The organism is Candidatus Viadribacter manganicus, assembly GCF_001679665.1.
In the GTDB taxonomy this organism is placed as follows: Bacteria; Pseudomonadota; Alphaproteobacteria; order Caulobacterales; family Aquidulcibacteraceae; genus Vitreimonas; species Vitreimonas manganica.
Genome location: NZ_CP013244.1, coordinates 674,864 through 695,340 on the forward strand (window position 1 = coordinate 674,864; position 20,477 = coordinate 695,340).

At 61.8% G+C, this 20,477-nt stretch carries 25 protein-coding genes; 14 read left to right on the plus strand and 11 right to left on the minus strand.

Translation table 11 applies throughout. The features are described from left to right. Positions 1–2: 2 nt before the first annotated feature. From ATE48_RS19935 to ATE48_RS03550, 3 genes are all read right to left on the minus strand, one after another. On the minus strand, positions 3–263 hold the full coding sequence (locus ATE48_RS19935) for a hypothetical protein (protein WP_228126767.1): 261 nt from the start codon (positions 261–263) through the stop codon (positions 3–5). Positions 264–345: 82 nt separating this feature from the next. After that, the gene (locus ATE48_RS03545) at positions 346–948 is read right to left on the minus strand and encodes a GNAT family N-acetyltransferase (protein ID WP_228126768.1); all 603 of its coding nucleotides are present in this window, start codon (positions 946–948) and stop codon (positions 346–348) included. 135 nt (positions 949–1,083) lie between these two features. Further along, positions 1,084–1,725, minus strand: coding sequence for a hypothetical protein (locus ATE48_RS03550; protein ID WP_066767865.1), 642 nt, complete (start codon positions 1,723–1,725; stop codon positions 1,084–1,086). A 101-nt stretch (positions 1,726–1,826) separates the two neighbouring features. Between ATE48_RS03550 and ATE48_RS03555 the strand changes: the two genes are divergently transcribed. Both ATE48_RS03555 and ATE48_RS03560 read left to right on the plus strand, forming a co-directional pair. Next, positions 1,827–2,609: a 16S rRNA (uracil(1498)-N(3))-methyltransferase gene (locus ATE48_RS03555; RefSeq protein ID WP_066767867.1), complete on the plus strand. Its 783-nt coding sequence runs from the start codon at positions 1,827–1,829 to the stop codon at positions 2,607–2,609. A gap of 65 nt (positions 2,610–2,674) precedes the next feature. Beyond that, complete coding sequence (locus tag ATE48_RS03560; RefSeq protein WP_066767869.1) at positions 2,675–4,042, plus strand: glutamate--cysteine ligase; 1,368 nt, start codon at positions 2,675–2,677, stop codon at positions 4,040–4,042. A gap of 78 nt (positions 4,043–4,120) precedes the next feature. Here ATE48_RS03560 and ATE48_RS03565 read toward each other — a convergent pair whose 3' ends face one another. After that, positions 4,121–5,938, minus strand: a complete 1,818-nt coding sequence (locus ATE48_RS03565; RefSeq protein ID WP_066767871.1) for an ABC transporter ATP-binding protein — start codon at positions 5,936–5,938, stop codon at positions 4,121–4,123. Positions 5,939–6,264: 326 nt separating this feature from the next. Between ATE48_RS03565 and ubiA the strand changes: the two genes are divergently transcribed. Beyond that, positions 6,265–7,221, plus strand: a complete 957-nt coding sequence (gene ubiA, locus ATE48_RS03570) for a 4-hydroxybenzoate octaprenyltransferase (protein ID WP_066767873.1) — start codon at positions 6,265–6,267, stop codon at positions 7,219–7,221. Between the two features lies 1 nt (position 7,222). Further along, positions 7,223–7,846 carry a DNA-3-methyladenine glycosylase family protein gene (locus ATE48_RS03575; RefSeq protein ID WP_066767875.1) on the plus strand — a complete coding sequence of 208 codons (624 nt, stop codon included), beginning with the start codon at positions 7,223–7,225 and terminating at the stop codon, positions 7,844–7,846. On the opposite strand, the gene ATE48_RS03580 is transcribed toward ATE48_RS03575, so the two are convergent. Both ATE48_RS03580 and ATE48_RS20385 read right to left on the minus strand, forming a co-directional pair. After that, entirely contained in the window at positions 7,843–8,220 is a 378-nt protein-coding gene (locus tag ATE48_RS03580; RefSeq protein WP_066767883.1) for an antibiotic biosynthesis monooxygenase family protein, read from the minus strand. The genes ATE48_RS03575 and ATE48_RS03580 overlap by 4 nt on opposite strands. Further along, complete coding sequence (locus ATE48_RS20385) at positions 8,217–8,522, minus strand: NIPSNAP family protein (RefSeq protein WP_066767885.1); 306 nt, start codon at positions 8,520–8,522, stop codon at positions 8,217–8,219. Before ATE48_RS20385 ends, ATE48_RS03580 begins: the two co-directional genes overlap by 4 nt. Positions 8,523–8,608: 86 nt before the next feature. Here ATE48_RS20385 and ATE48_RS03590 point away from each other — a divergent pair, with 86 nt between their 5' ends. After that, positions 8,609–9,313, plus strand: a complete 705-nt coding sequence (locus tag ATE48_RS03590; protein WP_083197499.1) for an ArsR/SmtB family transcription factor — start codon at positions 8,609–8,611, stop codon at positions 9,311–9,313. On the opposite strand, the gene ATE48_RS03595 is transcribed toward ATE48_RS03590, so the two are convergent. After that, complete coding sequence (locus ATE48_RS03595; protein ID WP_066767889.1) at positions 9,310–9,504, minus strand: YgaP family membrane protein; 195 nt, start codon at positions 9,502–9,504, stop codon at positions 9,310–9,312. The two genes, ATE48_RS03590 and ATE48_RS03595, sit on opposite strands and share 4 nt — an antisense overlap. A gap of 118 nt (positions 9,505–9,622) precedes the next feature. On the opposite strand from ATE48_RS03595, the gene ATE48_RS03600 reads away from it, so the two are divergent. After that, entirely contained in the window at positions 9,623–10,549 is a 927-nt protein-coding gene (locus tag ATE48_RS03600) for a fatty acid desaturase family protein (RefSeq protein ID WP_066767891.1), read from the plus strand. Further along, complete coding sequence (locus tag ATE48_RS03605; RefSeq protein WP_066767893.1) at positions 10,546–11,190, plus strand: class I SAM-dependent methyltransferase; 645 nt, start codon at positions 10,546–10,548, stop codon at positions 11,188–11,190. Before ATE48_RS03600 ends, ATE48_RS03605 begins: the two co-directional genes overlap by 4 nt. On the opposite strand, the gene ATE48_RS03610 is transcribed toward ATE48_RS03605, so the two are convergent. Then, entirely contained in the window at positions 11,187–11,606 is a 420-nt protein-coding gene (locus tag ATE48_RS03610; RefSeq protein ID WP_066767894.1) for a hypothetical protein, read from the minus strand. The two genes, ATE48_RS03605 and ATE48_RS03610, sit on opposite strands and share 4 nt — an antisense overlap. Positions 11,607–11,708: 102 nt before the next feature. Between ATE48_RS03610 and ATE48_RS03615 the strand changes: the two genes are divergently transcribed. Beyond that, positions 11,709–12,494 (plus strand): helix-turn-helix domain-containing protein, encoded by a 786-nt coding sequence (locus tag ATE48_RS03615; protein ID WP_066767897.1) that lies wholly within the window; start codon positions 11,709–11,711, stop codon positions 12,492–12,494. A gap of 4 nt (positions 12,495–12,498) precedes the next feature. Here ATE48_RS03615 and ATE48_RS03620 read toward each other — a convergent pair whose 3' ends face one another. Together ATE48_RS03620 and ATE48_RS19640 are read right to left on the minus strand one after the other, a co-directional pair. Beyond that, a complete protein-coding gene (locus ATE48_RS03620) occupies positions 12,499–12,981 on the minus strand; it encodes a hypothetical protein (RefSeq protein WP_066767900.1) in 483 nt (160 codons plus the stop codon). 67 nt (positions 12,982–13,048) lie between these two features. Next, positions 13,049–13,219, minus strand: a complete 171-nt coding sequence (locus ATE48_RS19640) for a hypothetical protein (RefSeq protein ID WP_156767584.1) — start codon at positions 13,217–13,219, stop codon at positions 13,049–13,051. 136 nt (positions 13,220–13,355) lie between these two features. Between ATE48_RS19640 and ATE48_RS03625 the strand changes: the two genes are divergently transcribed. The 6 genes from ATE48_RS03625 (at position 13,356) to ATE48_RS03650 (ending at position 18,518) form a co-directional block, all read left to right on the plus strand. Then, positions 13,356–13,760, plus strand: coding sequence for an MAPEG family protein (locus tag ATE48_RS03625; RefSeq protein ID WP_066767902.1), 405 nt, complete (start codon positions 13,356–13,358; stop codon positions 13,758–13,760). Positions 13,761–13,820: 60 nt separating this feature from the next. Further along, the gene (locus tag ATE48_RS03630; protein ID WP_066767906.1) at positions 13,821–15,167 is read left to right on the plus strand and encodes a TldD/PmbA family protein; all 1,347 of its coding nucleotides are present in this window, start codon (positions 13,821–13,823) and stop codon (positions 15,165–15,167) included. Further along, positions 15,142–15,960, plus strand: a complete 819-nt coding sequence (locus ATE48_RS03635) for an inositol monophosphatase family protein (protein WP_066767908.1) — start codon at positions 15,142–15,144, stop codon at positions 15,958–15,960. The genes ATE48_RS03630 and ATE48_RS03635 overlap by 26 nt, the downstream gene beginning before the upstream one ends. A 6-nt stretch (positions 15,961–15,966) precedes the next feature. After that, the gene (locus ATE48_RS03640) at positions 15,967–16,212 is read left to right on the plus strand and encodes a DUF4170 domain-containing protein (protein ID WP_066767910.1); all 246 of its coding nucleotides are present in this window, start codon (positions 15,967–15,969) and stop codon (positions 16,210–16,212) included. A gap of 6 nt (positions 16,213–16,218) precedes the next feature. After that, positions 16,219–17,961: an ABC transporter ATP-binding protein gene (locus tag ATE48_RS03645; RefSeq protein ID WP_066767912.1), complete on the plus strand. Its 1,743-nt coding sequence runs from the start codon at positions 16,219–16,221 to the stop codon at positions 17,959–17,961. Between the two features lie 131 nt (positions 17,962–18,092). Further along, the gene (locus ATE48_RS03650) at positions 18,093–18,518 is read left to right on the plus strand and encodes a UrcA family protein (RefSeq protein WP_066767920.1); all 426 of its coding nucleotides are present in this window, start codon (positions 18,093–18,095) and stop codon (positions 18,516–18,518) included. 33 nt (positions 18,519–18,551) lie between these two features. Here ATE48_RS03650 and ATE48_RS03655 read toward each other — a convergent pair whose 3' ends face one another. After that, the gene (locus tag ATE48_RS03655) at positions 18,552–20,432 is read right to left on the minus strand and encodes a CHASE3 domain-containing protein (protein ID WP_228126769.1); all 1,881 of its coding nucleotides are present in this window, start codon (positions 20,430–20,432) and stop codon (positions 18,552–18,554) included. Positions 20,433–20,477 lie beyond the last annotated feature (45 nt).

Sequence of the window (20,477 nt, forward strand, 5' to 3'; positions counted from 1 at the left end):
CGCTATCCGAGGAAGCGGTCAGCCAAAACGCCGCCGATCACGGGGATCAGGTACACGAGCGCGGCATACGCGCCGTAGAGGCCTTGAGCTTTGTTGTCGGAGAACAGGAAATGCTGCGTGAGATAGATCACGAGCAGCGCGCGCATCCCGTAGAAGGAAAAGCGCTCCCACATCTCGGTGAAGAACAAAGTGACGAGGCCACGTGGGTGACCCATGAACGTCTTTTCGTCGGAGCCTGGCGCTCCGGCGGTCGCATCAGTCATACTTCTCAATCCCCTAGGGGCGCGCCCTCGCGCACCGCCTCCCTAAACTAGGGGACAGACAAGCCTTGCGATGACGCTGGCGTCAAGCGCGCAGCGCTGGGCGGAGGTCTGGAGCGAGGACCCACCAGAAGGTCTGGCCGGGATTGGAATCGAGCCAAAAGCCCAATCGGCGCAGCGTCCGGATCGAGGCGATGTTGCTACTATCGCAGCCCGCCAAGATTGTCTCGGCTCCGGCGTCTTCGAACAACCAGTCGATCACCCCGTTTACCGCTTCGGTAGCGTAACCTTGCCGGCGGCGGCTTTTCGCAACGCCATAACCGATCTCGAATTCGCTTTGAGAGCGTGTCGATGGCTCAAAGCGAACATCGCCAATCACCATGCCTTCTTGGCGATGAATGGCGATGGCGCGGGTCGGCGCTGGCGCGGAACCCACCATCGAGATGGACCGCGCCACGAGCCCGAGGCTTGCCGCACACCAATCAGCAGGCGCATCCGCGCCGATGACATTTGCGAAAGCATTCTGCCCGGAGCGCGCAGCGTCAGCCATCTCCGGCGTGACCGGTTCCAGGCGAAGGCGCGCTGTGTAGAGCGGATGATCGAGCACGTTCATGAGTAGCGGGAACACCTTTGCCTGCCAGCTGAGCATCAGCAAAGAGAAACCCGCAGTATACGCTTCATTTCGCACTGGCTCGCCTCTCACGGCGTTTTTGCAATGCACACAAAAAAGCGGCGCATGCGCAATTTCACCACGTGCGCGTGCATTTGGCTTGCCTCGCATTCTCCGCGCGGACGAAGCAGCATACCGGTTCAGGCGAGTGCCTTAAGCTGGACTGCCCTCCGCGTCCGGCTGCTGCACAGGCGTCGCCGCATAATTTGCAGCGCGCGCACTCATCTCAGCCAGAAATTTCTTCTTCGCCGCGCGATAACGCATGCGCTCAGTGATGCGATCCCATGTGCGGCAGAGCCACCACCACACTGGATAGGTCAAGAACGCGAACATAACCGCGAGCCACACCGAGCCCGTGCCACCATGACCACCGCGCGTCTCGAAATTCGAGATCAGCCAAAAGATCACCGCAACGCCAAGTGCAAGCACCGCAGCTTTCCATAGCGGGCCGAAGAAGGGCTTATGTCCAAGATAAGTGCGCAACCCGCTTTCGAATTCGCCGCGCTCGCCGCTCGACACATTAAACAGCACGATATTGTAAGGCCCGCGATCAGCTTTGCCTTTGCCCTGCCCGCGCACGACCACCACGCGCTGCGTTTCACGGACACCAAGCTCGGTATCTTCGAAATCGTACTTCTGCTCTTTGCCGTCCGTGAGCTTCACGAAAAGCCGCATCCGGTTGGTGATGTGCCCTGGTTCGACGTGACGCCGGTCCGCGCCTTCGATCACCACGGTTTCCGAAGTGAGCTGCACATCGATCACATCCCCAGCGGCCACCATCAGCTTGTCCGGCATATGTCCCCTCCGCGAAAGCGGCGCGATGGAGCGCCCTGACGCGCTTGGGGTCAAGGGGAGCGCTTGCGCCCAGCGCCTGAGCGCGGCAGCAAGGACACGAAATGCCCGAACCGCGCCTGTTGATAGATCAAGACCTGCACGCCGGCGCCGAGATCGCACTCGACGAAGCTCAGGCGCGCCATGTCGGCACGGTGCTGCGTTTGGATGTCGGGGGGCATCTTCGCCCCTTCAACGCCCGCGACGGTGAATGGCGCGCGCGCGTCACCGTTCGTGAAAAGCGCGCCATGCGCGTGGTGCTGGAAGCGCAGTTGCGCCAAGCGCAGCCATCGCCGGATCTCGACTTGTTGTTTGCGCCCGTAAAGCGCCACGCAACCGATCTCATTGTGGAAAAAGCCACCGAACTCGGCGCCCGCCGCATCAAGCCGGTCGTGACACGGCGCACCATCGCTGAAACCGTCCGCGTCGATCGCCTCGAAAGCATCGCACGTGAGGCCGCTGAACAAACCGAACGTTTCGATGCGCCGGAGATTTTTGAAGCAACGCCATTGCCGAAGGCGCTCGACGGCTGGGACGCATCGCGTCCTTTGATCTACGCCGACGAAGCTGGCGATGAAGCGGACAAAGCCTGGGGCGGCGCCGCCGGCCGCGCGCGTCCAATCGCCGAGGCGCTTCAGCCCCTAAGCCCCTCTTTGAAAGGAGAGGAAAAGCTCGCATTGCTGATTGGCCCCGAAGGCGGCTTCACGCCCGAGGAGCGGCGCATGCTGCGCGCGCTGCCGTACGTCGTTCCGGTCTCGCTTGGACCACGCATCCTGCGCGCCGAAACGGCGGTGATCGCTGCGTTAAGCGTAATTCAGTCGGTCTGGGGCGACTGGCGCGAGGCGTAACCGCTTGCGGTTCAACGACGAAGCCTTACATGCGCGCCATAAGAGCCAGTGCCCGGGAGGAAAGCTTGGCCGACGTTACAGAGAAGTCTCCCGTGGTTACGGGCTTTGCGGACCTTGTCGCTCATTTGGAGAAAGGTCCCCGTCCCGATCGCAGCACGTGGCGCATCGGCACCGAACACGAGAAGTTCGCCTTCTATCGCGATACGCTGAAGCCAGTCCCCTATGAGGGTCAGAACGGCATCGGCGCGTTGCTGAACCGGCTCGCCGATCGCTACGGCTGGGAGCGCGTGTTCGAGGGCGAGAACGTCATCGCTCTGAAGCAAGGCCTGGCGTCGATCTCGCTCGAGCCCGGCGGCCAGTTCGAACTCTCCGGCGCACCACTCGAGCACTTGCACCAAACCTGCGCCGAAACCGGCTCACACCTGTCGCAATTGCGCGACGTCTGCAGCGACATGAACATCGCGTTCCTGGGCCTCGGCTTTCAGCCGCTCTGGGCGCTCGATGACATCCCGATCATGCCCAAGGGCCGCTACGGGATCATGCGGAACTACATGCAAAAGGTTGGCCGTCTCGGCCGTCAGATGATGTTCCGCTCCTGCACGGTGCAAACCAATCTCGACTTCGCCTCCGAAGCCGACATGGTCAAAAAATTCCGCGTCGGCCTCGCGCTGCAACCGATCGCCACCGCACTCTTCGCCGCTTCACCCTTCGCCGAAGGCCGCTTGAACGGCTTCCTTTCGTATCGCGGCCATGTCTGGACCGACACGGACCCCGATCGCACCGGCATGCTGCCGTTCGTGTTCGAACAAGGCATGGGCTTTGAGCGCTACGCTGAGTACGCACTCGATGTGCCGATGTACTTCGTCTATCGCGACGGCAAATACATCGACGCCTCAGGTCAAAGCTTCCGCAAATTCATGGAAGGCAAGCTTCCTGCGCTGCCCGGCGAATTGCCGACGGTGAAGGATTGGGAAGATCACCTGACGACGATTTTCCCTGAAGTGCGCTTGAAGACCTACCTCGAAATGCGCGGCGCCGACGCCGGTCCCTGGTCGCGCCTCTGCGCGCTGCCCGCATTCTGGGCCGGCATCTATTATGACGATGCAGCGCTCGAAGCGGCGTGGTCATTGGTGAAGAGCTGGACGGCAGAAGATCGCGAGTCGCTACGCCGCGGCGTTCCCGTCATGGGCCTGCGCGCACCCATTCGCGGCAACAAAGCCCAAGATATCGCGCAAGCGGCGCTCGCCATCGCACGCCAAGGCCTCAAGTCACGCGCCTGCACCGACAACGCCGGTCAAGATGAAACCCACTTCCTCGCCGAACTGGACGACATCGCCGCCAGCGGCATCACCCCAGCCGAGCGCCTGATCGAACGCTACAAAACCGAATGGGGCGGCGAGGTGAAGCGCGTCTTCGAGGCTTGCGCTTATTAAGCAGCAGCATTGAGACCCGCGCCAGAGGTGGCGTCACCCTAGGCTTGTCGAAGGGCGACGCCACACTCCGTCGTTAACTTACGCAGCCTCATCCGTCAGCACATCGCCACGGCTCATCGCATTAAGCTTTGCGTAAAGCCCGTGCGCGCTGATCAGTTCGGCGTGCTTGCCTTGCTCGACGATGCGGCCCTCGTTGAACACCAGGATGCGATCGGCCTCGCGAATGGTTGAGAGCCGGTGCGCAATCACGATCGTGGTGCGCCCCTCTTTCAACTCCGCCATCGCCGCCTGCACCTCGCGCTCGGTCGCTACGTCCAAAGAAGACGTTGCTTCATCGAGGATCAGGATCGGCGCATTCGCCAGGAACGCCCGCGCCAACGCAACGCGCTGACGCTCGCCGCCAGAGAGCTTCACGCCGCGCTCACCCACTTCCGTGTCGTAGCCCGCCGGCAGCTTCTCGATGAAATCGTGCGCGTGCGCCCGCTTAGCCGCATCGATGATCTCGTCCATCGAAGCGCCGGGGCGTGCGTAAGAAATGTTCTCGCGCAACGAGCGGTGAAACAGCGCCGGATCCTGCGGCACGAGCGCGATACTCTGCCGGAGGCTGGCCTGCGTCACCTCACGCACGTCCTGGCCATCGATGCGAATAGCGCCCGCATCGACATCATAGAGACGCTGCACGAGCTTCACGAACGTCGACTTGCCCGAGCCCGTCGGCCCGACAAGCGCTACGGTCTCACCCGCCGCGATCTCCAGCGAAAAGCCGCTATAGAGCGCATCGGCTGCATTTTTATAGCCGAACGTCACCGCATCGAAGGCAATGCGTCCCTCCACTGGATGAAACGCTTTTGCATGCGCGCGATCGACAACCTCCGCACACTGCGCCGCGTAGGCGACAACATCCTCGATATCGGCGATGCCCTTCTGCAGATTCTGCACGTTCTCGCCCAGCGTACGCAGATAACTGGACACCAGCATGAACGAGGTGATCGCAAAAACGGCGTCGCCCGCCGTCGCGCGACCCTTGCTCCATTCTAGCAGCACCAGACCCAGCAATCCCGCCTGCAGCAACCAAAGCAGCAAGTTCTGAATCACCCACGCATTGGTGAAACGCGACCAGGTGAAGTTCGCCTCTTTGGTCCAAACCTGCACCACGCCATCAAAGCGCGCCTGCTCACGCGCTTCCGCACCGAAGGCCTTCACGGTCGCGTTCGAGGCAACGGCGTCCGCAAGCGCGGCGCCGATAGCCGTGTCAGCCTTGATGTAGCGCTTCAGCGGCTCGGCCACGTAAAAGCGGCTCGAGAGGTACGCCACCGCCACGAAGGTCAGGATCGTCAGCCCCGTGAACATGCCGATGATTGGCCATTGCAGGAATGTCAGCACGGTCACGCCGATCAGCACGCCGATGGCGGGGATCATGAACCACACCAACGTGTCCGAGATCGTGTCGTAGGCGTTCATCGCCCGCGATACGCGCCGCACCGTCGCGCCGGCGAAATTGTCGGCATGCCAATCGGCTGAGAAACGCTGCACGTCACGAAAGCCGTCCGTGACGATGCGCTCCATGTTCTTGGACGAGAACGGGATATGGAACCGCACCCCAGTGTTGCGCGCCATGTAAAATACGAACGCCAACAGAATAAGCACGCCATAGCCCCACGCCGCCGCACGCTCGCCAGCCGCCGATGGGCCTGCCGTCAACGCGTCGACCATGTTCTTCGATGCGAACGGCATCGAGAGATCGGCCACGATTGCGAGGCCGAACAATAATGCCACCATCGCCAGCTTTCCCGGCTGGCTTGACCAATGCTTCCACATGAACGCGATCACCTGGCGCAAGCTTGCTTTGCGTTGGCCGTCTTCGCGCTGGTCGTCGTTATCGTATGCGTCGCTCATTTGAGTACCGAAGATGAATCGCCGCCGCGCGCACGCGGGCTAGCGAAACTGAGATGGGAACGAAGTGCTGGAAGCGAAGCGCTGAAAACGCAAAATCACCCGCAACACGGCTCGGCGAACTGGTTTGCCCATGTGCGACTGCGAAAACCCGCAATCGGTTTCGGGATTTGAAGCCGGGAGGGCTAGCGCTCTCTCAAGGCTCGACGGCGACCGTTCGCAGCGCCGTATTTATTTAAAGCGGGGGTTCATTCTGCAGCTCCGAAGGACGGCTCACATAGCCTCTGTGTCGCCTTGCGTAAAGGCGATGCGGCGCGCAATACGCGCGTGTGAACGAATTGAAACCCGCCGATGCGTTGAATCAACATTGGACCGATGCGTTGCCGCGCGCATGGAAACCCTTCGCGCAGCTCTCTCGCCTCGATCGTCCTATTGGCTGGCAATTGCTGCTGTTGCCCTGCTTCATGGGCATGGCCGTAGCGCGCACAGGCTTCGGCTTTTACTGGGAAGACGCGTATTTTACGCTCGCCTTCATCCTCGGCGCCATCGCCATGCGCGGCGCAGGCTGCACCTATAACGACATCCTCGACAAGGACATCGACGTGCAAGTCGAGCGCACGCGCCTGCGCCCATTGCCCTCCGGCGCAATATCCACCAAGGCCGCTTGGATCTGGCTGCTGGGCCAATGCCTCGTCGGACTCATCGCTTTGTTGATGCTGCCGCCGCTGGCGCAGATCGTCTCGCTGATCGCCATTCCGCTGGTCGCGCTTTACCCGCTGATGAAGCGCATCACCTGGTGGCCGCAAGCATGGCTCGGCATCGTCTTTTCGTGGGGCGCGCTGGTCGGCGCCGCGGCCTCCACGTACGAAACCGGCATTGTCCCGCAGGAGGCCTTCGCGCTCTATGCCGGCTGCATCCTGTGGACCATCGCCTACGACACGATCTACGCACTCCAGGATCGCGAAGACGACGCCCTCGTCGGCGTGCGCTCCACCGCGCGCCTCTTCGCCGACAAATGGCGCACCTGGACCAGCGCGTTCTATGTCGGCGCACTGATCCTCTGGGCGGCGGCGGGCGCAATGTCGGGCGCCGGCCTTTGGGTCGCCGCGCCGCTCAGCCTCATCGGCGCGCTAATGATCTGGCCGATGCTCGCCGGCGTTGACGACAAACGTCCGGAAACGGCGCTTGCCGGCTTCAAATTCAACGCCATCATCGGCGCGGCCGTCTTAGTGGCGTTTGCGCTTGAACCCATCTGGCGCACCATAAGGCCATCGCTGGGAGTGTGACGTGGGTGAAGCGGAAGAACATCTCAGCGCAGTGTGCAAACGCTTCGCCCGCGTGATCCCCAAGCACGAGCCTTACCCAACCACGTTCGAGAAGAAAAAAGATCCGTATCGCTCGCTGGTGCGCTCGGTCGTCTACCAACAGCTCTCCGGCAAGGCCGCAGGCACCATTCACGGCCGCATGATCGCGCTCTTCCCGAATAAAGATCACCCAGATCCAGAAGACCTGATCGAAGCCTCGCCGGAATTGCTGCGCACAGCTGGGCTCTCGCGCCAGAAGATCGCCGCCATCAAAGATGTCGCGCAAAAGCGCCTCGAGGGAATCATTCCCGAAGCGCGCAAACTCTCGCGCATGGGCAACGAAGAGATCATCCAGCGCCTCACCGCCGCGCGCGGCGTCGGCCGTTGGACGGTCGAGATGTATCTCATGTTCACGCTCGGCCGCCCTGACGTGCTGCCGATCGATGATCTTGGCGTGCGCAAAGGCGCCGAAAAGCTCTACCGCCGCCAGTTCACACCCAAGACGTTAGGCGCCTACGGCGAACGCTGGGCCCCGTTCCGCAGCGCCGCCGCCTGGCACCTCTGGCGCTTCATCGACACGCAGACACCGGAGCAGAGCAAGCTTTAGCTCCCTCCGTCATCGTGGGCGCGCCACAGGATGACGTCTGAGTGGACTTCTGGTGAATCTGCCGGCGTCTCCGTCCGCTCATTCATCCCATAATCGCGCACCACCTCCGCAACACGCAGCCGATAATCCCGAAACACGCCGCCTCTTCCCACCCGCTGCGCCAATCGATGCGCATCAACATTGCGCCAGCGCTTCACCGCCTCTTCATCGCGCCAGAATGAAAGCGACAGCACTCGCCCATCATCATTCAAACTCTGGAACCGCTCGATCGAAACAAACCCATCGATCTCATCTAGCAACAATCGCAGCTCTGCAGCGATACGGAAATAGGCGTCGCGATCCGCAGGTTCGACCTCAAAGATCACCGCGATCATCGCGAACAGATTTTCAAAAACGTCCGATCCTCGCGCAGGATGAATCGCTCGGCTTTCGCGAACTCATAATTCACCCGTCCCGCCGGATCAGCCGCTAACCGCGCCCGATAGTCCTCGTACGCCGCCAAATTCTGTATGTTGTACAATCCGTACGCCAACGTAGCGGAACCCTCGTGCGGCGCGAAATAGCCGATCAAGTCAGCCCCGCAGCGGGGAATTGCCTCTCCCCACACGCGCGCATACCGCTCGAATTGCGTCTTTTTGAATGGATCGATTTCGTAACGAATACAGCATGTCAGCATAGCAGGGCTCCTTCCCCGCCAGCCCTAGCGGATTGCTGGCGCCTCATGGTTCGATTATGATCGAACCATCCCTATATGAGCTTTTGATGAGAGACGGACCCAATATAGCAGCTATCGCCGCAATGGTCGGCGATCCCGCCCGCGCCAACATGCTGACGGCGCTTTTGAACGGCGACGCTTACACAGCAAGCGAACTTTCGCTTGAAGCCGGCGTCACCAAACAAACCGCAAGCTCACATCTTTCAAAACTCGTCGATGGCGGTCTGGTCGCCGTCGAAGCGCAAGGCCGCCATCGCTACTACCGCTTGGCCGACGCCGACGTTGCAGGATTGCTCGAAACCTTGATGGGCGTCGCCGCGCGCGCCAAAGCGCTGCGCACGCGCCCAGGTCCGAAAGAACCGCAGATGCGCCACGCGCGCGTTTGCTATGATCACCTCGCCGGCGATCTCGGCGTCGGCCTCTTCGACGCTTTCAAAAAGAACAAATGGATTTTGCCCGGCCCGGAAAAAACATTCGCGCTGACGAAACTCGGCCGCATCAAGGTGCAGACCTTCGGCGTCGACATCGAAGATCTTGAGCAAGGCGCGCGCCCCCTATGCCGTGCTTGCCTCGATTGGAGCGTGCGCCGCCACCACCTCGCGGGCGCACTCGGCGCCGCCATCCTCGATGAAATCCTCGAGCGCGGTTGGGCGACGCAAAAGCGCGGCAGCCGCGTGCTGGAATTCACGCGCATCGGCGAAGCGGGCTTACGCCGCGTCTTCGCCTTCCAGGAAACGCCGCCGCCGATCTAGGCCTTGCGCATACCGCACGTGTTGAAGCCCAGCACCGCATAGAGCGGGCAAAACCCGACCAGGCCCGTCAGCAGCGGCACAAGGCCCACATAGCCCCACGGCGTCTGTGGTCCCACAACTGTCAACGACAGAAGGCCGATCCCAACGACAACGCGCAGCATCCGATCCAGCCCGCCTTCATTCGCTTTCATGATCCTGCTCCACAAAACGTAGCCCGATCATCTGCCGTCGCGCGGAGCGCGCCTTGATCTCGATCACATTTGCCAGCCGCAATGGTGAAATCGGGATCGGCGTACGCTAGAAGGGCTCATGCCTGCAGTCACCCGCATCGATCCCAAAGATGTGTTCACGCCCGAGGAATGGGCGCGCTTTTCCAAGCGCTCCACCTGGCTGGGCTTGGTGTGCGTCGCCAGCGCCTGGGGGCTCATCTTCGCCGCCGGCGCCATGTTCGTGCTCTGGCCGAACCCACTGACCTACATTTTAGCCGTCATGCTCATCGGCGCCCGCCAACTCGGCCTCGCCATTTTGATGCACGACGCCGCGCACGGCGCGTTGCATTCAAATTTGAAGATCAACGATTGGGTCGGCGAATGGCTGTGCGCTGCGCCTGTCGGCGCGCGACTCAAGTCCTATCGCGACTATCACCTAAAGCATCATCGCTTCACCGAACAACCCGAAGATCCCGATCGCTCGCTCTCTGCACCCTTCCCGATCACGCGCGCCTCACTGTGGCGCAAAGTCGCGCGCGATCTCACCGGGCGAACCTTCCTCAAACAGCGCACCGCGCAGATTTTCGGGAATCGCAAACCCGGCGAAGTGGTGAACTCCAGCAACGGTCGCTTCTTGCTTACCAATGCGCTGCTGCTCATAAGCCTTTCGGCAGCAGGCTATTGGTGGGCGTACTTCGCGCTCTGGATCGTGCCGATGGCGACATGGCTGCCCTTGGTCACGCGCCTGCGCAACATTGCCGAACACGCGTGCGTAAAAACTGCGGAAGACCCGTTCACGCACGCACGCACAACCCTCGCCAATATTTTCGAACGCCTCTTCATCGCGCCCTATTGGGTCCACTTCCACGGCGAGCACCACGTCTTCATGCACGCGCCCTGCTATCGCCTGGAAAGCCTGCACCGATCGCTGATGGAAAAAGGCTACTGGTCCCGCATGCACATCGCGCCGAGCTATTTCAGCGTCCTGGGCGAAGCGACGAATAAGCCGATCGCGCAGCCAGCTTGATCTGCGACATCCCCGCCTTCATTCGCCAGAACACGCGCGTGCTGGCGCCGAGCCATGTGCCGGAGCTGCAGCTGTATCTCGCCGACGACGCCGTAAGCTTATGGCAACTCACCGAGGAACAACTCGGCGAACTCGGCCTGCCGCCGCCGTTCTGGGCGTTCGCGTGGGCGGGCGGCCAAGCGCTCGCGCGCTATGTGCTGGATCACCCCGAAACCGTGCGCGACAAAAGCGTGATGGATGTCGCGTCCGGCTCCGGCCTCGTCGCCATCGCCGCGATGAAAGCCGGCGCCACATCAACGCTGGCGATCGACATCGACGCCTTCGCCTCACACGCCGCCATCCTCAACGCTGAACTCAACAACGTCAGCGTGGAAACCAGCGGCGCCGATCCCGTCGGCAAACCAACGGGCGCCGAAGTCATCCTCGTTGGCGATCTCTTCTACGATCGCGATCTCGCGCCGCGCGTGCTGGCCTGGCTGATCGAACAACAAACTGCCGGCAAAACCGTCCTCATCGGCGACCCCGGCCGCACTTATCTTCCGCGCGACAAACTCGAACAAATCGCCGCCTACGACATCCCGGTGACGCGCGCGCTCGAAGACGCAGAAGTGAAACGCGCTGCAGTGTGGAAGCTGCGCTAAGCGCGCTTCAGCACGCCCGAGGCTAACACCGGGATCAGGTACGCAACCAGCAGCCCGGTGTTTGATATGGCGTTTAACCAAAAGCCCGTGGAGATCGAAATCGCGCTGTCGATCACAAACCAAGCGAACAGCGCAACGCTGAGCGCCCGCCACTGACTGACGCCGATCGACGGCGTCCTCACGAGCGCGAGCATCGTGAGCCCCCAGCCGATCGTCAGCGCCCCCTGCAATCCGAGGCCGAACCTGACGGCGGGATGAGCGTACACATCAGCGGTCGCAGGATCGCCGCTAAACAAGATGAACAGCGCACGCGCTGGCGCATCTATGCCCGGGATGGCGCCCGCCGCCAGCAGCGCCCCAAACGCCACCACGGCCCAACACCAAACGATGATCCAAACTCGCCAAGCGCCTGTCATAGAAATTCTCCCTTGTGTAGGAGAATTGAGCGGACATCGCGCGTTGCGCAATTACCTCAGAGGTTATGGACACGCCTCACAGGGCGCGAGGATACAAATCACATGACGACCCTGCATCCTTCGACGGCTGGCTTCGGCGCGGCTTTACAGCACTACAGAAGCGCGAGGCGCTTGAGCCAACTGGAACTCGCATTGGCTTGCGACGTGTCTGCCAAGCACGTTTCATTTCTAGAGTCGGGGCGCGCCCAGCCCAGCAGAGAAATGGTTGCACGATTGGGCGCGGGGCTACTCTTGCCGCTCGGCGCGCGCAACAAACTACTGCAAGCAGCAGGGTTTGCGCCAATCTTTCCAACCTCGCCGATGAACTCAGTTGCAGTTGAGCCGTTTCGCGAGATCTTAAACGAAATGATCGCCAAGCATGCGCCCAATCCGGCCATGGTCGTTGATCGCCACTGGACTGTACAAGAAGCAAACAACAGTTCGCGTACGTTATTGGACGCGCTTCAAGGCGATGGCTCCGAAACCAATATTGTTAGACTTCTGACCTCGGGCCCACAGGTCGCAACGGTGATCGCCAATTTGCCCGAAGTATTGTCCGAACTTATGTCCCGCGTGCAGCTTGAGGCGCTCGAAGCAGGCGATGACCAAGATTTCCAGGAACTTATCGCACTCTTAGAGCGCGCCACCGCGCGATATCCGCGCGCGGCGGCAACCACTGGGCAACCCATCCTCCCACTCGTCGTCAACTACGGCGATCGGCAATTGCGCTTTGTCACTGCGATTGCGCACTTCGGCTCAAGTGAGGACGTTAACGTCCGCGATCTGCGGCTCGAACTTTTGTTTCCTGCCGATGCTGAAACGCGCGCCGCGATCGCGGACTGGGGCTGACGCCCTACTCCATCGGACACACAGCCATCCGCTCTTCTTCCGGCACGCGCGACTTTGCGTCATCGCACACCGCGCCCCAGAGCCGCTGCACTTCCGCGCCCAACGCATCGCTGCGCGACTGAATCTCTTCCAGCGTCGGCTCAACCGTCTCGGGCTCTGAAATCCAAACCGGCTCGTACGCTGAGCCGCACGCGACTTCAGTGAACAGCCCCTTCGAGCACAGTTGCGAGCGTTGAATATTGTAGCTCCAAACCGCTTCACGCAGACGGCGCGCCAGATCGCGCTGCGAGGTCACTTCAGGCTGAATAGAGCCAGGCCGCTCAGCGCTCTGATCATTCACTTGGCTCAGCATCGCGCCGTACCGGCCGATCTCGATGTTTAATGTCGAAGGATCGGGGCCAGCGGGACCTGTTGGAACTTCCGCTTGCTCGCCCGTCTGTCCGCACGCGGCCAAGGCCAACGCCAACACGATCGCACGCAATTTCATGAACACGCCTCCACGCGCGCGACCTTAGCGGCGCTGCGCGATGCGTGTCGTTTTGTTTTTTGTAATTTTAGTCTTGAAGCACCGGCGCGAGCGCGTTGTAGCCGGCCGCGAAATCGTAGTCGTAATCTTCAACCTTGCGGAACAAGGCTATCGCGGCGGCCGCCAGGCCAGTGCCTGTTGCCGCCGCGAACATCGCCCATGCGACGCCTGAGATGAAACCCGCGTCGATCAAAACCACCCAACCCTGCCTTCGAGGCATTCTTTGTTGGGCAGATAATGCCTAGTCCCGATGAACACGCGGTTTCTGAAAGCAAAACAAAAGGTTGAAATGACGATTGCCCGCGGACTAGAGCAATCGCGAGGGAGAACACCGGATGCTGCGTCTTGAGATTGCCGCGCTTTATGCAGGCGTAAATATTCTCATCCTGCTCGTACTCGCAGTTTTAGTGGTGGCCGGCCGCCGCAAACACAAGATCACGTTGGGCGACGGCGGAAACGAGGTTTTCGGGCGCGCTGTCCGGGCCCACGCCAACGCCGCCGAGTACATCCCAGGCGCCCTCGTCGGCATCGTTTTGCTCGCGCTTTTCGACCCCGCGACGCCGGTTTGGCTGCTGCACGCCTCAGGAATTTCTTTGACCCTCGGAAGAATTTTGCACGGCTGGGGCCTCACCACCGGCACGCTCAACGCTGGGCGCATGTTCGGCATGGTCCTGACCTGGACCTCTTACGCCCTCATCGGCGGCGGACTCCTGTGGGCAGGTCTCGCGCAACAGCTTTGAGTATTTGAATACCGCAGTTCAGCGATTGCCCCGGCCCCCATGCAAGCCCATGTTGGACGCATGGCCTTCGACACTGATTCACACGCCGCACTCGCGGCCCTGATCGATTACGCAAAACAAGCTGGCGCAGATGGTTCGGAGGCTTCGCTGGCAGTCCGCGAGAGCATTTCGGCCGAGGTCCGCATGGGCGAGCTCGAAGGCATGGAGCGCGAAGAAGCCCGCTCAGTGGCGCTCCGCGCTTTCATCGGCAAGCAGCAAGCGTCCGCCTCCTCGACCGACCTTTCGGCCAAAGGTCTAAAAGACCTTGCCGAGCGCACCGTCGCCATGGCCAAAGCCGCGCCCGAGGACAAATTCGCCGGCCTCCTGGACGCACGCTTCCACGCCAAAGGCCCCGCACCGGACCTCGAACAATCCGACACCGCGCGCCCGACGCCGGATCAGTTGCTTGATCTTGCTAAACGCTGCGAAGCCGCATCGCTCGCCATCCCAGGCATCGCCAACTCAGGCGGCGGCGGCGCCTCAAGTGAACACTCGACGTTCGTTCACATGACCTCGAACGGCTTCGAAGGTTATGAAAGCGGCACCTCGTTCAGCCTCGGCACCCAGCCTGTGGCTGAGAAGGACGACGAAATGGAGCGCGACTACGAATGGCGCACCAAACGCTTCTTCGCCGATCTCCCATCGCCTGAAGAAATCGGCCGCATCGCAGGTGAGCGCACGGCCCGGCGCATAGGCGCGCGCAAGATCGCCAGCCAAAGGGCGCCGGTGATCTTCGAGAACCGCCTCGCCGGGCGCATCATCTCACCGCTCTTTTCGGCCATCTCCGGGGCCGCCGTCGCGCGCGGCGTTTCCTTTCTCAAAGACAAGATGGGTCAACGCATCTTCGCCGAGGGCTTCCGCATTCACGAAGACCCATTCGTGAAGCGCCTGCCTGGCAGCCACTGGTTTGACGGCGAAGGCAGCGCAGTCAAACCAGCCACGTTAATCGACGACGGCGTGCTGACGATGTGGCTGCTGAACTCATCAGCCGCACGCCAGCTCAATCTCGAACCCAACGGTCACGCCACCGCCGGTCACGGCGGCCCGCCCGGAATTGGCACTTCGAACTTGTTCGTGAAGCCCGGCGCTGAAGACCTCGCCACCATGATGAAGAATTGCGGCAAAGGCCTCTTTGTCACCGACATGTTCTCACCCTCGCTCAACCCGAACACCGCCGATTGGTCGGTCGGTGTCGCCGGCTATTGGTTCGAGAACGGCGAGATCGCGCATCCGGTGAGCGAGATCACCGTGGCGGGCAATCTGCTCGACATCTTCAAACGCCTGCGAACCGGCTCCGACGTCGACAATCGCGGCTCCCTAGAAATCTCAAGCTTGATCGTGGATGACCTTGCAATCGGCGGCGTCTGAACTCGAACTGCTGGAGACGAACGTTCGCGAAGCCGGCGCTCTTGCGCGTGAACTTTCGCAGAAGCCGCTCGAGATCCAGTCCAAAGGCGAACTTGGCCCTGTAACGAACGTCGACAAGACGATCGACGCGATGCTTGAGCTTCGCCTGCTCTCCAAACGCCCCGATTACGGCTGGCTCTCCGAAGAAACGCCAGACAAGCCCGAGCAGCGCATCAACAAAGAGCGCACCTTCATGCTCGATCCGATCGACGGCACCGCGGCGCTGATCGCCAAGGTGCCGCAATGGACGATCAGCGTCGGCATCCTCGAAGGCAACCGCCCCTATGCGGGCGTCATCTACAATCCGATGACCGATGAGATGTTCACCGGCGTCATCGGTCACGGCGCCTGGCTGAATGGCCGTCCGATGAAGGTCAGCGAAACCGCCCGCCTCGAAGGCGCGCGCATGATCGCCCAGAAAAGCCGCTTCGCGGAAAAACGCTGGGCCGCGCTCTGGCCGAAAATGGACACCATCGAGCGCCAGTCCATCGCCTATCGCATGGGGCTAGTCGCCGCCGGCATGGGCGACGCCACACTCCTCTTCGGCTGGAAGCACGAATGGGACGTCGCCGGCGGCGCCGCCATCATTGAAGCGGCAGGCGGCCAAGTCACCGATTTCTGGGGCGATCCGCTTCGGTTCAACAACGAGAACCCGCGCGTGCCCGGCGTCGTAGCCGCTGGCGCGGGCCTGCACCCTTTGCTAATCGAGCGCACGAAAACCCTGCCCGATCCGCGTGAGCAGGCCACCGGCTAAAGGCACATGAGCGAACAACCACGCCAACTCCTCCACCTCGTTATCGGCGGCGAGATGAAGGATCTTGATCGCCCAGAATTCATCGATCTCAAGGCCGTCGATTTCGTCGGCGCCTATCCGAACTATCGCACCGCTTACGACGCCTGGAAGGGCGCGGCGCAACGCACGATCGATAACGCACGCATGCGCTACTTCATCATCCACGCGCACCGCCTGCTCGATCCAGGGACCGACCCTGAAGGCGAGATGTGATCTGAGATGAAAGCTGGCGCTGTCCTCTCGCGGCTGTGGCGCCAGTATATACTGCGCTACAAAATGGACCTGCTGGCGCTCGCGCCCGTGCTGGTGCTCGTCGCCGGCGCATCGGCGTCCTACGCCTGGATCCTCAAATTCGCGACCGACAGCATTCAGTCGCGCGATCTCACGCTGATCTCACTCATTCCGATCGCGGTCATCGTCATCGTCGGATTGCGCGCCGCCGGCATGTGGGGTCAGGCTGTGATGACCCAGGCGCTGGCGCTCAAGATCTTGCGCGATCTGCAAAGCGCAATGTTCGCGAAGTTGATGAGCGTCGATTTCGCCCGCTTCGCGCGCGAGGATGTCGGCCGCCTCGTCTCGCGCTTCACCAACGACATCACCATTGTCGGCTACGCCCTGGTGCGCGCTGCGCAAACCTCGCTCCGCGACAGCCTCACCCTGATCGGCTCGATCGCGATGATGTTCTACCTCGATTGGGTGTTGGCGGGCGTCGTCATCGGCGTCTTCGCGCTCGCCGCCCGCCCGCTCGGCGCCATCGCCAAGCGCGCCCGCAAACAAACGAGCATCGCCCAAGAGCAGATCGGCCACGTCACGGCCCTGCTCAACGAAATCTTCGGCGCTTCGCGTTTCGTCAAAACCTACAGCCTCGAACGGCGCGAGACGGAGCGCGCCAATCGCGCCTTCGAAGAACAACGCCGCCTCGGCATGAAACTCGCGCACAACCGCGCGCGCAGCGAGCCTTTGCTCGAAATCCTCGGCGGCGTCGCACTTGCCGGCGTGCTTTATCTCGCTGGCGTTCGCATCGCCGCCGGCCACATGACGCTCGGCGATCTCTTCGGCATGATCGGCGCCGTCGGTGTCGCAACGCCGGCGGCGCGTTCGATCAGCGGCTTCAACACAATGCTGAACGAAGCGCTCGCCGCCGTGACGCGCATCTTCACGCTGATCGACGAACCGGAGACCATCAACGATAAGCCGGGCGCAAAGGCGCTGGCCGTCAAAGAGGGCCGCATCGAATTTTCCGACGTCGGCTTCAGCTACGGCGAAGCGCCGGCGGTTGAGAATGTCAGCTTCACGGTTGAGCCTGGCGAGACTGTCGCGCTCGTCGGCCCCTCAGGCTCCGGCAAGTCGACCATCTTCAATCTCCTGCCGCGCCTTTACGACGTCACCCACGGCGCGGTTCGCATTGACGGCCAGGACGTGCGCGACGTCACCGTCGTCTCGCTCCGCAGCTCGATCTCGCTCGTGGCGCAAGAAGCGGCGCTCTTCAACGACACCATCCGCAACAACATCGCACTCGGCCGCGCCAGCGCGACCTATGCGGAAATCGAGGAGGCCGCACGCAACGCCGCCGCTCACGATTTCATCATGGCGCTGCCCAACGGCTACGACACCGCGGCGGGCGAGCGCGGCGGTAATCTCTCGGGCGGCGAGCGCCAACGCATCGCCCTTGCGCGCGCATTTCTCCGCGACGCGCCGATCCTTCTTCTGGACGAAGCCACCAGCGCCCTCGATGCGGCCAGCGAAGCCCAAGTGCAGGACGCGCTGAAGCGTCTCTCCAAGGGCCGCACTGTGCTTGTGATTGCGCACCGCCTCGCCACCGTGCGCGATGCGGATCGCATCCTGGCGCTTGAAAATGGCCGCATCGTCGAAGTCGGCCGCCACGACGAACTCGTGGCCAAGGGCGGGCTCTATGCCCGGCTCTCGCGTCTGCAATTCCAAAGCACGGAACAAGCGAGCTAACTGTTCTCGCTGAGTTAAATTTGGCGTCACCTCGAGCTTGCCGAAGGATGACGACAACGGATCGGAACAGATCAAAGAGGCGCGGGTTAGCAACGCCAAGGGGCGGGAGCAATCAGGAGCTTCAACAGATCATGTCCCGCTCATTGCATTTCGCCATCGCTTCCGCCGTCGCCCTCGCGTGCGCCGCTCCGGCCATCGCCCAGACCCAACCCGAAGAGCGCCTCGTCACCTACGGCGATCTCAACGTAAACAGCGCCGCCGGCGCCGACGCCCTCATTCGCCGCATCAACAATGCATCCGAGCAAGTGTGCGGCGTGAACGACGGCCGAACCAACGCCCGCCAAGCCATCATCAATCGAAACTGCGAGGCCGACGCGACCGCCAACGGCGTCAGCGACACCGGCAATCGCGTGGTGATCGCACGCTATCACGGCACAGGTTACGCCGTGATCGATGAAGGCGACGGCTATTACGATCCGCGCCTCGATCCGGCGGCGTCGAGCTACGACGCCCGTCTCGATCCCTATTCGCCCTATTACAATCCGTCAGTGCAATAAGCCCAGAGGTGCCGGCTCCAAACGAGCCGTCACTTATTCATCGAGCACCGCGCGCACTTTGCGTGCGAGATCATCGATCGAATACGGCTTCAGCAACAACCGCGCGTGGGCATCGACAACGCCGTTATGAACGATGGCGTTCTGCGTGTAGCCGGTCGTATAGAGCACCTTCAGCTCTGGGTAGCGCGCCTTGGCCTCATCCGAAAGCTTCCGGCCGCTCATCCCCGGCATCACGATATCAGTGAACAACAAGGTCACGGCAGGCTTCGCTTCAAGCTTGAGCAATGCCTCTTCGCCGCTCGATGCGTGCACCACCGTGTAGCCAAGCTCGCGTAGCGACGCGACGCTGAGATTGCGCACCCGTTCTTCGTCCTCAACGACGAGAACGATGGTCGCCGCATCGCCCATCGGCAAATCTTTGCTCTCGGTCCGAACGACCTGATCTTCGCTCTCTTCCATCTGCGTACGCGGAAGATAGAACTTCACCGTCGTGCCGACGCCAACTTCCGAATAAATCGCGACGTGACCGCCGCTCTGCTTCAAGAAGCCGTGCACGTGCGCGAGGCCAAGCCCCGTGCCCTTGCCAACTTCCTTGGTCGTGTAGAACGGCTCAAACACACGTGCGCGCACTTCGGGAGACATGCCGCCGCCTGTGTCGGTGATCGCGATCATCACATGTTGGCCGGGCGTCACCTCGGCATTCGCCGCCGCATAGGCCTCGTCGAGGAACACATTGGACGTCTCGATCGTGAGCTTGCCGCCTTCCGGCATCGCATCGCGCGCATTCACGCACGCATTGAGAATCGCGTTTTCCAGTTCGCTCTGGTCAGCATGCGAGCGCCACGCGCCGCCGCCCAGCACAATCTCAAGCGAAATGCTCTCACCCAGCGTCCGGCGCAGAAGATCGGACATGCCAGCGATGACGCGATTGACGTCCAGCACTTGCGGCTGCAGCGGCTGGCGACGCGCAAAGGCAAGCAAACGGTTGGTCAGCGTCGCCGCGCGCCGCGCGCCATCCATGGCCGCATCGGCAAAGCGCGCGATATCGGTGTCGCCCCGCGCCAAGCGGCGCTGCGCCAATTGCAGCGAGCTGATGATGACGGCGAGCATATTGTTGAAGTCGTGCGCCACCCCGCCCGTAAGCTGGCCGATCGCTTCCATCTTTTGCATCTGGCGGACTTTCTCTTCCGCCTGCTCACGCGCGCCCATCTCTTGCAGCACACGCTCATGCGCCGAACGCGCCTCGTCGCGCGAAACACGCAATTCCGACATCGCGTTGCGCACCGTAACAACGAGCAGGGCCGCCACGCCAAGCAATAGCAAGCCTGCGATGATAATGACGAACCGCAGACGCGTCGCGCCGCGATCAACGGCCGCCATCGCTTCGATCACGCCCGCCTGCTCGCGCGCTTCGGCCGCTGCGATCAGCGCACGGAATTCATCCATGACAAGCTTGCCGCGTCCGTCTCGCACGCGCGCCATCGCCAGATTCCCGCGCCCCTCACGGCGCAGGTCGATCGTTGTTTGCAGTTCTTCGAGTTTGGAACTCACCAACTCACGCATGCGCCGCGCTTCGGCGACCCGCTCAGGATTTTGCCCCGCGTACGTCTCGATATTTGCGATCTCACGCTCGATATCGCTACGGCCCGCGAAGTACGGATCGAGATAATTCTCGTTGCCTGTCAGCAGATAGCCGCGCTGGCCGGTTTCGGCGTCCTGCACACCGCGCATCAGCAAACGCAAACTTGAGCGCTGCGCCAAGGATTGACGCACATCTGCATTGAGCTGGGTTGTTTGTTCAGTCTGCCACAGCGCCGCGACAACAGTGATAACCAGTAGCAAAAGTGCTGCACTAAGCGCGGCGACATACGTCGCGGCCGCCGGTAGCTGGCGCCCAAGCACGTTCACTGTCACTTCGCCGCCTCGGGTAACCTACGTTACGCTTGTTCCTGACTTCCC

Coding starts and splice junctions, on each gene's coding strand:
- ATE48_RS03600 (WP_066767891.1), top strand. CDS start 9,623: ATGCCTGCAGTCACCCGCATCGATCCCAAAGATGTGTTCACGCCCGAG.
- ATE48_RS03580 (WP_066767883.1), bottom strand. CDS start 8,220: ATGATCGCGGTGATCTTTGAGGTCGAACCTGCGGATCGCGACGCCTAT.
- ATE48_RS03630 (WP_066767906.1), top strand. CDS start 13,821: ATGGCCTTCGACACTGATTCACACGCCGCACTCGCGGCCCTGATCGAT.
- ATE48_RS19935 (WP_228126767.1), bottom strand. CDS start 263: ATGACTGATGCGACCGCCGGAGCGCCAGGCTCCGACGAAAAGACGTTC.
- ATE48_RS03650 (WP_066767920.1), top strand. CDS start 18,093: ATGTCCCGCTCATTGCATTTCGCCATCGCTTCCGCCGTCGCCCTCGCG.
- ATE48_RS03615 (WP_066767897.1), top strand. CDS start 11,709: ATGACGACCCTGCATCCTTCGACGGCTGGCTTCGGCGCGGCTTTACAG.
- ATE48_RS03640 (WP_066767910.1), top strand. CDS start 15,967: ATGAGCGAACAACCACGCCAACTCCTCCACCTCGTTATCGGCGGCGAG.
- ATE48_RS03550 (WP_066767865.1), bottom strand. CDS start 1,725: ATGCCGGACAAGCTGATGGTGGCCGCTGGGGATGTGATCGATGTGCAG.
- ATE48_RS03645 (WP_066767912.1), top strand. CDS start 16,219: ATGAAAGCTGGCGCTGTCCTCTCGCGGCTGTGGCGCCAGTATATACTG.
- ATE48_RS03590 (WP_083197499.1), top strand. CDS start 8,609: ATGAGAGACGGACCCAATATAGCAGCTATCGCCGCAATGGTCGGCGAT.
- ATE48_RS03625 (WP_066767902.1), top strand. CDS start 13,356: ATGCTGCGTCTTGAGATTGCCGCGCTTTATGCAGGCGTAAATATTCTC.
- ATE48_RS03565 (WP_066767871.1), bottom strand. CDS start 5,938: ATGAGCGACGCATACGATAACGACGACCAGCGCGAAGACGGCCAACGC.
- ATE48_RS03555 (WP_066767867.1), top strand. CDS start 1,827: ATGCCCGAACCGCGCCTGTTGATAGATCAAGACCTGCACGCCGGCGCC.
- ATE48_RS03610 (WP_066767894.1), bottom strand. CDS start 11,606: ATGACAGGCGCTTGGCGAGTTTGGATCATCGTTTGGTGTTGGGCCGTG.
- ATE48_RS03635 (WP_066767908.1), top strand. CDS start 15,142: ATGACCTTGCAATCGGCGGCGTCTGAACTCGAACTGCTGGAGACGAAC.
- ATE48_RS20385 (WP_066767885.1), bottom strand. CDS start 8,522: ATGCTGACATGCTGTATTCGTTACGAAATCGATCCATTCAAAAAGACG.
- ATE48_RS03620 (WP_066767900.1), bottom strand. CDS start 12,981: ATGAAATTGCGTGCGATCGTGTTGGCGTTGGCCTTGGCCGCGTGCGGA.
- ATE48_RS03595 (WP_066767889.1), bottom strand. CDS start 9,504: ATGAAAGCGAATGAAGGCGGGCTGGATCGGATGCTGCGCGTTGTCGTT.